This window comes from Streptococcus ratti FA-1 = DSM 20564, from assembly GCF_000286075.1.
Classification (GTDB): domain Bacteria; phylum Bacillota; class Bacilli; order Lactobacillales; family Streptococcaceae; genus Streptococcus; species Streptococcus ratti.
In genome coordinates this window covers 480,823-494,366 of record NZ_AJTZ01000005.1, presented here as the reverse complement: position 1 = coordinate 494,366, position 13,544 = coordinate 480,823, and the positions used below count along the sequence as shown (strand labels likewise).

14 protein-coding genes and 1 pseudogene are annotated in these 13,544 nt (G+C 41.1%); 6 read left to right on the top strand and 9 right to left on the bottom strand.

All coding sequences use genetic code 11. From position 1 onward, the window contains the following. Positions 1 to 129 precede the first annotated feature (129 nt). The 4 genes from tpx to SRA_RS04355 form a co-directional block, all read right to left on the bottom strand. Complete coding sequence (gene tpx / locus SRA_RS04370; protein WP_003088071.1) at positions 130 to 624, bottom strand: thiol peroxidase; 495 nt, start codon at positions 622 to 624, stop codon at positions 130 to 132. Positions 625 to 797: 173 nt separating this feature from the next. After that, a complete protein-coding gene (locus tag SRA_RS04365; RefSeq protein ID WP_003088069.1) occupies positions 798 to 2,558 on the bottom strand; it encodes an ABC transporter ATP-binding protein in 1,761 nt (586 codons plus the stop codon). After that, positions 2,548 to 4,350: an ABC transporter ATP-binding protein gene (locus SRA_RS04360; protein ID WP_003088067.1), complete on the bottom strand. Its 1,803-nt coding sequence runs from the start codon at positions 4,348 to 4,350 to the stop codon at positions 2,548 to 2,550. The genes SRA_RS04365 and SRA_RS04360 overlap by 11 nt, the downstream gene beginning before the upstream one ends. A 9-nt stretch (positions 4,351 to 4,359) precedes the next feature. Beyond that, on the bottom strand, positions 4,360 to 4,788 hold the full coding sequence (locus tag SRA_RS04355) for a MarR family winged helix-turn-helix transcriptional regulator (protein ID WP_003088066.1): 429 nt from the start codon (positions 4,786 to 4,788) through the stop codon (positions 4,360 to 4,362). Positions 4,789 to 5,419: 631 nt separating this feature from the next. On the opposite strand from SRA_RS04355, the gene queC reads away from it, so the two are divergent. From queC to SRA_RS10415, 5 genes and pseudogenes are all read left to right on the top strand, one after another. Next, complete coding sequence (gene queC, locus SRA_RS04350; RefSeq protein WP_003088064.1) at positions 5,420 to 6,073, top strand: 7-cyano-7-deazaguanine synthase QueC; 654 nt, start codon at positions 5,420 to 5,422, stop codon at positions 6,071 to 6,073. Continuing rightward, positions 6,073 to 6,519 (top strand): 6-carboxytetrahydropterin synthase QueD, encoded by a 447-nt coding sequence (queD, locus tag SRA_RS04345; RefSeq protein WP_003088062.1) that lies wholly within the window; start codon positions 6,073 to 6,075, stop codon positions 6,517 to 6,519. Before queC ends, queD begins: the two co-directional genes overlap by 1 nt. Beyond that, the gene (queE, locus tag SRA_RS04340; protein WP_003088059.1) at positions 6,516 to 7,232 is read left to right on the top strand and encodes a 7-carboxy-7-deazaguanine synthase QueE; all 717 of its coding nucleotides are present in this window, start codon (positions 6,516 to 6,518) and stop codon (positions 7,230 to 7,232) included. The genes queD and queE overlap by 4 nt, the downstream gene beginning before the upstream one ends. 13 nt (positions 7,233 to 7,245) lie before the next feature. Further along, a complete protein-coding gene (queF, locus tag SRA_RS04335) occupies positions 7,246 to 7,734 on the top strand; it encodes a preQ(1) synthase (protein ID WP_003088057.1) in 489 nt (162 codons plus the stop codon). Between the two features lie 79 nt (positions 7,735 to 7,813). After that, positions 7,814 to 8,020, top strand: a pseudogene (locus SRA_RS10415) (DUF3021 family protein); the annotation flags it as partial. Between the two features lie 495 nt (positions 8,021 to 8,515). Here the strand turns inward: SRA_RS10415 and SRA_RS04330 are convergent. The 5 genes from SRA_RS04330 to gdhA all read right to left on the bottom strand — a co-directional run bounded on the left by SRA_RS04330 (position 8,516) and on the right by gdhA (position 12,556). Beyond that, positions 8,516 to 9,304, bottom strand: coding sequence for an ABC transporter permease subunit (locus SRA_RS04330; RefSeq protein ID WP_003088053.1), 789 nt, complete (start codon positions 9,302 to 9,304; stop codon positions 8,516 to 8,518). 7 nt (positions 9,305 to 9,311) lie between these two features. Next, positions 9,312 to 10,139: an ABC transporter ATP-binding protein gene (locus SRA_RS04325; RefSeq protein WP_003088046.1), complete on the bottom strand. Its 828-nt coding sequence runs from the start codon at positions 10,137 to 10,139 to the stop codon at positions 9,312 to 9,314. Between the two features lie 9 nt (positions 10,140 to 10,148). After that, the gene (locus tag SRA_RS04320; protein WP_003088045.1) at positions 10,149 to 10,589 is read right to left on the bottom strand and encodes a hypothetical protein; all 441 of its coding nucleotides are present in this window, start codon (positions 10,587 to 10,589) and stop codon (positions 10,149 to 10,151) included. Further along, positions 10,579 to 11,031 (bottom strand): LytTR family DNA-binding domain-containing protein, encoded by a 453-nt coding sequence (locus SRA_RS04315; protein ID WP_003088043.1) that lies wholly within the window; start codon positions 11,029 to 11,031, stop codon positions 10,579 to 10,581. Before SRA_RS04315 ends, SRA_RS04320 begins: the two co-directional genes overlap by 11 nt. A gap of 175 nt (positions 11,032 to 11,206) precedes the next feature. Continuing rightward, positions 11,207 to 12,556, bottom strand: a complete 1,350-nt coding sequence (gene gdhA / locus SRA_RS04310; protein ID WP_003088041.1) for an NADP-specific glutamate dehydrogenase — start codon at positions 12,554 to 12,556, stop codon at positions 11,207 to 11,209. A 283-nt stretch (positions 12,557 to 12,839) separates the two neighbouring features. Here gdhA and SRA_RS04305 point away from each other — a divergent pair, with 283 nt between their 5' ends. After that, on the top strand, positions 12,840 to 13,346 hold the full coding sequence (locus tag SRA_RS04305) for an HdeD family acid-resistance protein (RefSeq protein WP_003088039.1): 507 nt from the start codon (positions 12,840 to 12,842) through the stop codon (positions 13,344 to 13,346). Positions 13,347 to 13,544: the final 198 nt, after the last annotated feature.

Below are 13,544 nucleotides of genomic sequence, written 5' to 3'. Positions count from 1 at the left end.
AACAAGTCTTACTCCCAACCACTGCGTCAAGAGCCTATTCCAAAGCAGGAATATTGGACGAGTTTTTGCCCAGCCTCCGATATACAATTATCCAACTCTCTTGACGGCCGCTGTGCCTTTTCTATTAGCTTATTTAACTGCTTTAACAGCCGCCAGAGCAGCTTCATAATTAGGATGATTGCCCATTTCATCTAAATATTCAAGATAGGTAATTTTATTGTTCGCATCAAGAACGAAAACAGCTCGTCCAAGCAAATGCAGTTCATTAATCAGTAAACCATAAGCCTTGCCAAATGAATGGTCATAGTAATCTGACAGAGTCACCACATCATCTAAACCAGCCGCGCCGCACCAGCGCGCTTGGGCAAAAGGTAAATCAACAGATACCGTAATGACAACAGTATTGTCAGCGTCTGCCAATTCCTGATTAAAACGGCGGGTCTGAGCATCGCAGACCCCGGTATCAATGGACGGAACAACGCTGATAACCTTTTTCTTGCCGGCAAAATCCGCTAAAGTCTTTTTAGACAAATCCGTATCTGTCAACACAAAATCCGGTGCTGTATCACCGACCTGCAGTTTGGTTCCTGCTAATGTGATTGTTTCCCCATGAAATGTTGCCATAAGCATAGCCTCCTTTTTTCTTGCTCTTATTGTAAAATAATTTTTAGCTTTTATCTAACTATTTGATTATAAATGCCATCACTTTTTAAAAGGCTCTGCTTTAACAAACTTTCAAACATTTTATTGGATAGAAAAAAATACTGAGACGAGCTGTCTCAGCACTCTTAATTAAATTAAGCTGCGTCATCTTCTTCCGTGAACTGGCTGTTGTAAAGATCAGCATAGAAGCCATCTTGAGCCATAAGATCATCGTGATTGCCTTGCTCAATAATGTTGCCGTCTTTCATTACAAGAATGAGATCCGCATTGCGAATAGTTGAGAGGCGGTGAGCAATGACGAAGGAGGTTCTGCCTTCCATCAGCTTATCCATCGCTTTTTGAATCAGCTCTTCTGTTCTGGTATCAACAGATGATGTTGCTTCGTCAAGAATAAGCAGCGGTGAATCTTTGAGCAGAGCCCGCGCAATCGTCAAGAGCTGCTTTTGACCAATGGATAAGGTTACCGAATCGTCTAAAACAGTATCATAACCCTCAGGCAGTGTTTTGATGAAATGGTGAACACCGACAGCTTTAGCTGCTGCAATGACTTGCTCCTCTGTAATGTGTTCCTGATTGTAAATCAGATTTTCCTTAACAGTTCCCTCGAAAAGCCAGGTATCCTGAAGAACCATAGCAAAGGCATCATGCACCTCTTCACGCTTCATGTCGTGCACATTGACACCATCGATGGAAATGCTGCCCTTATCAACTTCATAAAAGCGCATCAGCAGATTGACGATGGTTGTTTTACCAGCACCTGTCGGACCGACAATAGCCACTTTCTGTCCGGCTTTTGCATGGGCTGAAAAATCATGGATAATGGTTTTATCCGGCTGATAGCCAAAGAAGACATTGTCAAAGCTAACATCTCCTTTAACGGTATCAAGCTGTCTTTGCTTGTGATCTTCTGCTTCCATCTCTTCTTCATTCAGAAATTCAAAAACGCGCCCCATGGCAGCATTGGCTGACTGAAGCTGGGTGATACCCTGTGCGATTTGTGAAATAGGCTGAGTAAAGATGCGGACATAAGTCATGAAAGCAACGATAGTTCCCATAGTCACATCGCCGTTTAACGCCATGCGGGCTCCTACGATACAGACCATAACATAGCCAAAATTACCAATGAACTGCATCAAGGGCATCATGATTCCAGAGAAGAACTGTGACTTCCACATACTAGAAAACAACTGGTTATTTAAGACTTCAAACTGCTCCTTGCTTTGCCGGCGCGCATTATAGCTAGAAACGACATTGTGTCCGGAATAAATCTCTTCAACATAGCCACTGACATTAGCCAGATTCTTTTGCTGACGTTTAAAGAGCGGCTGGCTTTTAACCATGATGATGCTTGACAGAGCAAAACCTGCAAAGACAGATAAAATGGCTGTTGCGGCCAGAGCGCCGTTTGTCTTGATCATCATAAAAATGGAACCGATTAAAAGGACGACAGCTGCTACCATTGAAACCAAACTTTGGTTAAATGATTGGGTCATCAAATCCACATCATTGGTCACGCGAGATAAGGTGTCTCCTTGTGAGTGGCTGTCAAAGTACTTAAGCGGTACCTTGTTGATTTTATGGGCAATAGCATTGCGCAGACGCTGCGAGAATTTTTGAATCAAGGTTGATACAATAAAGCTTGCAGCATAAGAAACCAGAGCTCCGCCAATATACATTAGTGCCAGAGTAAAGGCAATTTCAGCAATTTTATCCAGATCAATCTTGCCTGCAAGGCCCTTGGTCACCGTATCGGTCATTTCCTTAAGTCGGTCAGGCCCAATAACCGTAATCGTACTTGAAGCAATTGTAAAAACAACAGCAAGAGCAAATAAGGCCTTATACCCTTTAAGATAAGGAGCCATCTGACTTAATAATGATTTCTTTTTATTGTCCATTTTCTAACTCCTCCTTAGATAATTGTGAATAAGCAATTTCCTGATAAATCTCATTATTAGCCAAGAGCTCTTTATGAGTTCCCTGACCGACAACCTTCCCTTGATCTAAAACTAAAATTTGATCGGCATTCATAATGGTTGAAATTCGCTGAGCAACGATTAATTTAGTCATATCCCTAGTTTTCTTCCTCAGCTCAGCACGCAGAATTCTATCGGTCTTATAATCAAGTGCTGAGAAGGAATCATCAAAAATAAGAATCTCAGGTTTGCGGGCAAGAGCACGCGCAATTGCCAAGCGCTGTTTCTGTCCGCCGGAAAAATTAGTTCCGCCCTGTGCTACTTCTGTATCAAGTCCTTTTTCCTTATTTTCGACAAAATCTTTAGCCTGAGCCAGTTCAAGCGCCTCCCAAATTTTAGCATCATCCAGCGGTGTTTGGCTGCTTTCGCCAAATTCCATATTTGAGCGAATGGTGCCACTAAAAAGCACTGCTTTTTGCGGAATATAGCCGACTTTCTTATTTAAATCATCGTGGCTGTAATCCTGAATCTTAACACCGTCAACCTTAATCCAGCCCTCTGTAGCATCGTAAAAACGCGGAATCAGATTGATCAAAGTTGATTTTCCGGAACCTGTCGAACCAATAAAAGCAACCGTTTCGCCGGCTTTTGCTTTAAAAGAAATATGCTCTATCACAGCGCGGGAATTCTTGTTGTAACGGAAAGAAACATCGTGAAATTCAATTTCCCCTTTTTGACCGTTAGTTTTCTTAGAAGTTTTCTTGAACTGTATCGATGACTCAAGTGCCAGGACTTCGTTGATCCGCTTGGCAGAGACAAGGGCACGCGGCAAAATAATGAAGATAGCAACCATCATCATAAAGCCGATGACAATCTGCATGGCATAAGATGAGAAAACAACCATATCGCTGAAAACAGTGATCCGATCCTTAACTGCTGCTGCCGCCGCAGTCATACTGGTCCTTGGAATGCTAATATCATCAATCAAATAAGAACCAATCCAATAGATAGCCAGTGTCAGACCGCTTGAAACGACTGTCATGACCGGATTCATCAGTGACATGAGACGGTAGACAAATAAATTTAGTTTGGTCAGATTTTTATTTTCTTCCTTAAATTTATTTTCCTGATAATCTTCTGCATTGTAGGCACGTACAACACGAACACCGCTCAAAGATTCACGCGTCGTTGAGTTAAGGGCATCTGTCAGGCCTTGTACCTTGCGCTGTCTTGGAAAAGCAACAAACATTAAGACAGACAGCAAAATCAAAACAATAAGCACAGCTACTCCGACTGCACCGGTCCACTCATCACTCTTGCCCCAAATTTTAGTCAGTGCCCAAACAGCCATAATAGGACCGCGGGTCACTACCTGCATCCCCATGGTAATCATTATCTGCAGCTGGGTCAGATCGTTGGTGGTTCGCGTCAAAAGACTAGGAATGGAAAATTTCTTGATTTCAGCATCCGAATAATCCATCACCTGATTGAAAATGTCCGAACGCAGGCGTGTTGTAAAACCGGCAGCTGTTCTTGCTGCTAAAAAACCAACGAAAACTGCCATCAAAAAACTGCCAAAGGAGAATATGAGCATTTTAGACCCCGGCTTCATAATATCTGAAGCAGTAGTTCCCTTGGTTTGCAGCAAGGTCGTAATATCAGACATATACTCTGGTGTTTTTAAATCCATCCAAACAGCTAAGCAAATAAAAGCTGTACTAAGGAGAATCATACCCCATTCTTTGGCATTTAATCGTTTAAATATCTTAAACATGTGTTGCTCCTATTTTTCTAAATTTTGTTTAATTTGTTCAAAAACCCTGCGAGCAGTCACAAGATCTGCTTTATCAATACCTTTCAGCAGCTGCTCATGGATTTTTTTATGAAAGGTGATAATGTCCCCTGCCTTATTAAGGCCTAAAGGTGTCAAAATAATTTGTTTGCAGCGCTTATCTTTTTGAGAGGGAATGATGGAAATAAAGCCGTTTTTCTCCATTCTCTTGATGAGATTGCTGGCAACTGACTTTGAAATGTGCAGTCTTTCCTCAATATCCTTAATAAAAATTTCTTTATCTTGATTCTTAAAAAGATAACTAACTGTATGTCCCTGAGGCCCTCCCAAATGTTCAATGTTATTTTCTTTAGCCAACTCCTGGACTGTTGTTTCCACTGTATTGATAAAATCTCTAAACAAATCGAAAGGCTCTTTCATGAAAACACCTCATTCTTTTTGAAAACCATCTAATAGTTCTCATGGAAGCCATTATAATGACTTCTAAAATTATTGTCAAGAAAAAAGTTTCTATGAGAACTATTTTTTTACTGCTTGCTTGTCCTTGGGAATTTTATTATTGACAGCATCTCCTCTGCATTCATCTAAAAAAACTTGATTTTACCGACTTTCCATGTTACCATATTGAAGAGTTAAATAAGGATGTTTGGGAAAAGCCATCCGTAAAAAAAACCAGACAGTCGTTTCAAAGAGTATATTTAGTTTAAGCTGCTTTGAAAGTCTTGCATCAATATAGCTGACAAAGATTACCTGCCTTAACAGGCGGCTGTCTTGCCAGCATCTAAAAGGGGCGAGACAAAATTCCGCTAATGGTTTTTACGGAGTTTTGTCTCGTCTTTTTTCTATGCAATTGCGTAAAAGTGCCTGACATCAGTCTCTTATTTTCTTCTCGCTTTCTTAAGGCCAAGGCCCTTTGTATCTATGTAACTGAACACGAGCTGCGAGCTATGTCAAAAAGACAGCTTCTCCTAGAGTCCTGTGATTCTTGGTCGAACCTCCTATTTTGACTTTGCTCGCTAACGCTCTTTGTATCTTAATTAAAGGAGTTATCATGAAACGTCAATCAGCCCTCGTCGTTTTTAGCGGCGGTCAAGATTCTACCACCTGCCTTTTTTGGGCACTGCAGCACTACGAGCATGTTGAAACAGTTACTTTTGCCTATGGTCAGCGTCACAGCCAGGAATTAGCAGTCGCTAAAGAAATCGCTGCTGAACAAGGAGTAAAGCACCATATTCTCGATATGTCTTTGTTGGGACAAATAACAGAAAACGCCCTCACTTCTGATATCGATATAGAAGCCAAAAACGGCGAAGTCCCCAATACTTTTGTTGATGGCAGAAATCATCTCTTTCTTTCCTTTGCTGCAGTCCTTGCTAAACAGCGCCATATAACAGATATTATCACCGGGGTTTGCCAAACAGATTTTTCAGGCTACCCTGACTGTCGTGATGTTTTCGTCAAATCTCTCAATGTGACTTTAAATCTCGCCATGGATTATGAGTTCGTCATTCAAACTCCTCTAATGTGGTTAGATAAGTCTGAGACCTGGGCTTTAGCGGATAGTCTCGGCAAATTCGACTATGTCCGTGAGAAAACACTGACTTGCTACAATGGCATCCGCGGTGCAGGCTGCGGACAATGTCCTGCTTGTCATCTGCGCCAAACAGGACTGGATAAATATCTTGCTCAGAAGGAGAAAAACTAATGTTTTTTGCACCCAAAGAAATTAAAAAAGAAACGGGAGAATCACTCATTTACTGTCCTAGACGTGTTCTCGTTTCCAAAGAATTTACCTTTGATGCCGCTCATCACCTTTTCAGCTATGAAGGGAAATGCAAAGCTTTACATGGACACACATATCATTTACAAATTGCTGTCAGCGGTTTTTTAGATGACAAAGGCATGGTTTATGACTTTGGCGACTTGAAAACTATTTATCAAAATTTATTAGAACCTCATTTGGATCATGCCTATCTCAACGAAAGTCTGCCCTATATGAATACAACAGCTGAAAATATGGTTTATTGGATTTATAAAACGGTTGAAAAGGCCTTGCCTGATGAGCACGGTTTGCAAATGGAATCTGTCCGTCTCTATGAAACACCGTCAGCCTACGCCGAATTTAGAAAAGAATGGGATTTGCAAGCATGAAAAAACAGCATCTGTTAAAATTACCTATTTTAGAAATCTTTGGTCCTACCTTTCAAGGAGAAGGCCGATCCATCGGTCAAAAGACCATGTTCGTTCGTACAGGCGGCTGTGACTATCATTGCGACTGGTGCGACTCTGCCTTTACTTGGGACGGCTCTGAAAAACCAACGATGATGACCAGCGACCAAGTTATTGATGAACTGGATAAATTGGGGCATTATGATTATGTTACGCTCTCTGGAGGCAATCCCTGCCTTTTGGCAGCTAACATGGAGGAACTTGTAACTAAATTAAAGGATCGGCAGGTGACACTGGCTGTTGAGACACAAGGTTCGCGCTGGCAGAGCTGGCTAAAGGACATTGACCAAGTAACTCTAAGTCCTAAGCCTCCTTCCAGCAAAATGGATGTCCATTTTGAAACATTGGATTTTATTGTCTCCCAGTTAGATCCTCAAAAGGTCGCCTATAAGATTCCCATCTTTGATGAAGCTGATCTGGATTTTGCTAAAATGATTCAAGAACGCTATCAGCCAGATGTTCTCTATTTATCTGCCGGAAACCCTGAACCCAAGGCTTCCGGCGATATTGTCCAGCACCAGCTGACAAGACTTAAAAACCTATGGATGCGCGTTGCCCAAGATAATTCTTGGGGCAATGTCCGAGTGTTGCCGCAACTGCACACTCTCGTCTACGATAATAAACGCGGTGTTTAGAAAGGAAAACAAGATGTCACAAGAAGAAATGAAAGACTTAACCCTATTAGGAAAGCAAAAAACGACCTACGATTTTGATTATGATCCTCATATTTTAGAAGCTTTTGACAATCGTCATCAGGATAATGATTACTTCATCAAATTCAACTGTCCGGAATTCACATCTTTGTGTCCTATAACTGGGCAGCCTGATTTCGCAACTATTTATCTATCTTATATCCCAGATAAAAAATGTGTTGAATCCAAATCGCTTAAGCTCTACCTTTTCAGCTACCGCAACCACGGAGATTTCCACGAAAACTGCATCAATACCATCGGCAAAGACTTGGTCGAACTGCTCCAGCCGCGCTATCTGGAAGTCTGGGGCAAATTTACACCACGCGGTGGTATTTCCATTGACCCTTATTATAATTACGGACGTCCAAATACCAAGTATGAAGAAATGGCTACTTATCGTTTGATGAACCATGATATTTACCCAGAAACCATTGATAATCGTTAACATTTTTCGATATTTTTCAACCTATAGACAAACTTCTTTCTCCATATTACATATTACAATAAACAGAAAGGAGAGTAATATGTTGAAAAATGAATGGAAAGTTTATCTTAAACCTACTCTTATCAGAGTGATTCTCATTTTAAGCATTACCCTACTGCTATCTGCTTTCTTATATTGATAGCAAAAAGATAGCTTTAATGCAAGAAATATTTTATGTACAGGCATTATCATCACAGCCATTGCTGGTGCTTGGAATATTTATGATCTTAACTCCTTATCTCTTATTATTGGTTATCTTGCTTTTCGACATAAAAAATAAGGTCTGGAATTTAATTCCCAGACTCAGAGTGTAGACAAACACATTTTTCAATGCAAACATGCTTTGAAGTTCTTCAAATATCGATTAAATGGCTTTGGTTTGCGAGCGAAGCGAGCCTTAATCCGAGACTTTTCGCCGTGATAAAAGTGGCAGAAACCCCATTGTTTCTGCCACTCGGAAGATTTGAGACCTTAGGCTCAAATCTTAGGCATGGAATTCCGAAGGAAGTCGCTGCCGTCCGCATCACCTAAGGAAAGTCTCACAAAAGACTTTGTCTTCAAGTTGGGTCTGGAATTTAATTCCCAGACTTTATTTTATTTACGGAAGGATTAATTTAAGCGGCCCACTTGCCGGCTAATAAAGTCAAGACTATCAATAAGGACTAGTGAGCCGTTCTAGCCTTATCTATTACTATACAATACCTTGTGCTGTCATCGCCTCAGGCCAAATCCTTAAATCTAACTAGGCACTCAAATCCTTCCTTTGATAATAAACTGAACCGAGAATCAGGCTGATTACGATGACCGCAAAAGCAACTGCTAAATACGCCGGCTGTACTGCTACCTTGCTAAAGACATCTGCACCGTTAGCAAAATAGTATGGTGTCAGATACTTGAGAAATTCAATATCCGGCACAATACGGCTCATCATATCCATGACATAGAGAAGTAAAACCAGTCCAAACGATAGACCAATTTGTTTCTTACGACTGAGAGCCGAAAGCAGGAAAGCAAGGCTGACAACTTCAACCTGCATCAAAAGAGCTAAAAGCTGATAGCTAAGCAAAAGATCATAGGAAAAGTCCAAGCCAATCTGCCAAATACCAAGCACTTCCAGCCCTACAACCATCCCATTGAATATCAGCAGCATAAAAAGCAGACTGAAATATTTCCAAATCAAGATATTTAAACGCCCGAAAGGAAGTGTATGCAGAAATTCGCTTGTATGCCCCTCTTCTTCCTTGGACAGGCTGCTTGCTCCCATCATGGCCGCAAACATCCCCGCTCCAAGGCCAAACATTATTACAATTTCCGTAGCAAAGTAGCCATCCAAGGTAGCAAGACTAACCTTGTCCAATCCTAAAACTTTCGTCATTTCACCCATATTGCTATACAGCTGCGCCATATCTTTCAGCTGATGCTCCACACTCTTATAAAGCAAAATGCATCCATAGCAAATCAGACCGACTGACAAAGACCAAATCATGAGCGTTCTAAGGTTTTGTTTTAATTCATGCATAAACAAAATCATAAAACCACTACCTCCTCTCATAATACTGCAAAAAGAGATCTTCCAGCGGCGGTTCTTCGACCAGAAAGTCATCTGCCTGCATGCCTCTTAGACGTTCTAACAATTCACTGCTGGAGCCTGTAAACGTAAAGGATTCTGAATGACCATCCTTCCAAACTGTCACGTGTTTAAGCTGACTGCGCGTCAGATTAGTTAGCGTATCAACCGTAAGAATAACCCCATCCTTGATAATAGCTGCGCGGTCACAGTAATTTTTGATGTCAGAAAGGACATGGGAAGACAAAAAACAGCTACTGCCTGCTGCGCAAGCTTCTTTAACCAAACGAAAGAAACGCTCCTGCATCAACGGATCAAGGCCTGAAGTCGGCTCATCCAAAATTAAAAGTTCTGGCTGATGCTGCAAAGCGCAGACAATACCAACTTTTTTACGATTGCCCAGCGAGAGGTCTTCAATCTTCTTTTCCAGCGGCACCTCCAAAATCCGACAGAGTCTATCCGCCTCTTGCGAACAGTCTTTTTTCCTGGATTTGGCCGCAAAAAGGATGACATCCTTGACCTTCATGTTAGGGTAAAACACGGCTTCCGACGGTATATAGCCGATATGCCTAAGATTTTCTGTCAAGGTCTTGTATTTGCCGCCAAAAAGTGTCATCTCACCCTTGCTTGCTCGGATCAGTCCCAGCAGACAGCGGATGGTTGTTGATTTTCCGGCACCATTTGAACCTAGAAAACCAAAAATTTCACCCTTTTTAACGCTGAGAGAAACATCCCTTACGCCCATATGCTTGCCGTAATATTTCTGCAAATGCTTAATGTCAATAACGTATTCTGTCATAAGAGCATCTCACTTCCTTTCTTTATACTCTTGCAGCAGCTGATTCAAATAGCGGCTGTCAATCCTGCGCTTGATTTTGTTAATCAGATAGATACAGTAATAACAAAAGAGCTGATAAGCACCAAAACCAAAAACAGCAGCCCAGCTCCTGTCAAACCAATTCATCATGTGTACAGCGAGGATGTATAGAAGAGAACAAAAAACAGCTGACATAATACCAGAAGCTGAAATCCGATCCCCCTCATCAAAATTCTTTAAAACATACACCTGAAGGTTACAAATTAGATAGGCCAAAAGAGTAATTTCTGCAATCTGCAAAAGACCGATATGATAAATCCTCTGCCAAAGCAGATAACAGGCGCAGTAAAAGAGGTGGCAGAGACTATAAAGACCTGCCTTATACTTAATACTAATTTCCCGGCTTAAATAAGCCTCCCATTTATCCCTCATCCTGTACTCCTTCTTCTAATAGCTGCCGCAAATGCCCTGCATATTTGCGCGAAATAACTACAATCTCACCATTATCCAAGGTTGCCTCAATCCGGCCAAAAGATTGGCTTTTGAAATATTCAATCCTATAAAGGTTGAGCACCATAGCTTTGGCACAGCGAAAGAAACCCTTAAAAGCATAGCTGGTTACTAAATCTTTGAGACTGCAGGCTACTTGCCAGACATCTTTTTGAGTATAAGCAAAGGTCTTGCTGTCAATACTCTCGAAATACAAAATGTCATCTAAAAAGAGATAGCGCTCACCTTGTTCATTCCTGCCGAGGATTTTCTCAGATCCTTGAGCCACTAGATCACTGATGGCCTGAACAGTCGGAGTCATTTGACGGTAACGCACGATAACTTCTTCTTCACCATTGGAAATTTGCTCTAATCGTAACTTCACTGCTTTTCTCCTTTGCAATTATTATAACAGAAATTTATTTAGCATAAACTCAAGATTGGTTAAGTTGCATATTTGTCTGATAAGATGCAAAAAAGGAAGCCCTAAGACTTCCTTATATATTTTATTGGGAGATCAGATTTAAAGGCTCAGCAGTAAGCTAAACAATACAGTTCTTTTATACGATACCTTGTGCTGACATCGCCTCAGCAACCTTAAGGAATCCAGCGATATTAGCGCCGACAACGAGATTGCCTTCTTGGCCAAATTCTTTAGCTGCTGCTGCCGAATTGTCATAGATACCTTTCATGATATCGTAGAGTTTGCTATCTACTTCTTCGAATGACCACGATGTACGGCCGCTGTTTTGTGCCATTTCAAGGGCTGATACAGCTACACCGCCGGCATTAGCGGCCTTAGCCGGACCGAAGGATACACCTGCTTTGTGGAAGACTTCAATTGCTTTAAGCGTTGAAGGCATGTTGGCACCTTCGCTGACAGCAATCACGCCGTTTTCAACCAGTGTTTTAGCATCTTCTTCGTTCAATTCGTTTTGAGTGGCACATGGGAAAGCAAGGTCTGCTTTAAGCGTCCAGATTGAATCTCCACCAGTTGCCACAAATTTAGCACTTGGACGAGCATCAGCGTATTTAACAATACGTGCACGTTCAACTTCTTTAAGCTGTTTAAGAAGAGCAAGATCAATACCTTCTGGATCGTAGACGTAGCCAGATGAATCTGAAACAGCAATAACTTTAGCACCCAGCGACTGCAGTTTTTCAGTTGCATAGATAGCCACATTGCCTGAACCAGATACGATGGCTGTTTTACCGGCAAAATCTTCGCCACGCGCTTTAAGCATTTGTTCTGCAAAGTAAACAGCACCATAACCTGTTGCTTCTGTACGGGCAAGGGATCCGCCCCAGCTCAAGCCTTTACCGGTAAGAACACCCGTGTATTCATTGCGAAGGCGTTTGTATTGGCCGTAGAGATAACCGATTTCACGTCCGCCAACACCAATATCACCAGCAGGAACGTCAGTGTCAGCACCAATGTGCTTGCTAAGTTCTGTCATAAAGCTTTGGCAGAAACGCATGATTTCGTTGTCTGACTTACCTTTAGGGTCAAAGTTAGAGCCGCCTTTGCCGCCGCCGATTGGCTGACCAGTCAGTGAATTTTTGAAGATTTGTTCAAAACCAAGGAATTTAATGATTGATTGGTTTACTGATGGGTGGAAACGAAGACCACCTTTGTAAGGTCCAATAGCAGATGAGAATTGTACACGGAAACCACGGTTAACTTGAACATTTCCCTTATCATCAACCCACGGTACACGGAAGGATACGATGCGTTCTGGTTCAACCAAACGTTCGAGAAGATTTTCTTCAATGTATTTTGGATATTTATCAAAAACCGGAACAAGAGATTCAAAGACTTCTTCAACTGCTTGAAGAAACTCTGCCTCATGGCTGTTTTGTGCCTTAACTTTTTCAAATACGCTGCTAACGTATTCCTTACCTGTTGTCATAATGTATTTCCTCCGAAATTGAGTTTCGTAATTTTTATTACGTAAAATATTATAAATTTTCTGAATATTCTTGTCAAGTCTTTTTCATTATTTTTTTGTAAAAATCATCTATTAATGTTATATAATCTGACATCATAATATACTTTGAAAGCTGGGCGGACTTTAGCTGCACTGGCTTTGGAAGTGTTTTCTCTGGTGATAAATCCTCTTAATAATTAAGGATTTTTGACAAAACAGCTTCTATTTTATACAATTAAGATTAAAAGTTTTAAGGAGTTTTCATATGAAATGGTTTACCCTGACCTCAGGAATTTTAACACTTTTAATCGGTTTTTGGATTTTTGCTAATCCGCTGGTTGTGACAGCTTCAATCGGCTGGCTGCTGGCACTGGTTATTTTCTTAGTGGGGATCACTGGATTCATAGACTATATGTCAAAACCAAGCGAGGAACGCAATGGCTGGAATTTGCTGCAAAGTATTATTTCGATTATTTTTGGCTTTATCCTCTTAACATCCTCCATTTTTTCACTGACAACAGCTGTTGTCGCTATTACTGCTTATTGGGTTCTTGTCATTGGCATCCTGCGGATTATTTCTGCTTATCGTCTGCGTAAGATGGGTTTCCCTGACAGTAACCGGCTCTTTATTAGCGGCATTTTCGCAGTTCTTTTAGGACTTATCCTGCTTGGACAGCCCTTGCTGTCTTCGGCTATCATCGGCCGCTTTGTTGCTCTTCTTTTGATAGCAACCGGTATTTCAAGTATTTTTGTTTTTCTGCGCCTGCCTTAGCTTAGCTATTGATGGCATAACGACTAAAAACAGAGACAAAGTTTCTTAGATTTTGTAAAAGGAACATTCTTACGGGAAAGAAAAAACTCTTAGAAATGTTGATATATGAGCATTTCTAGGAGTTTTTGTATTTATTTTATAAAAAAGATTGAAGAAATTATCCAAAACGGACTTTTTCTTCAATCTAAGAGGCTGGAT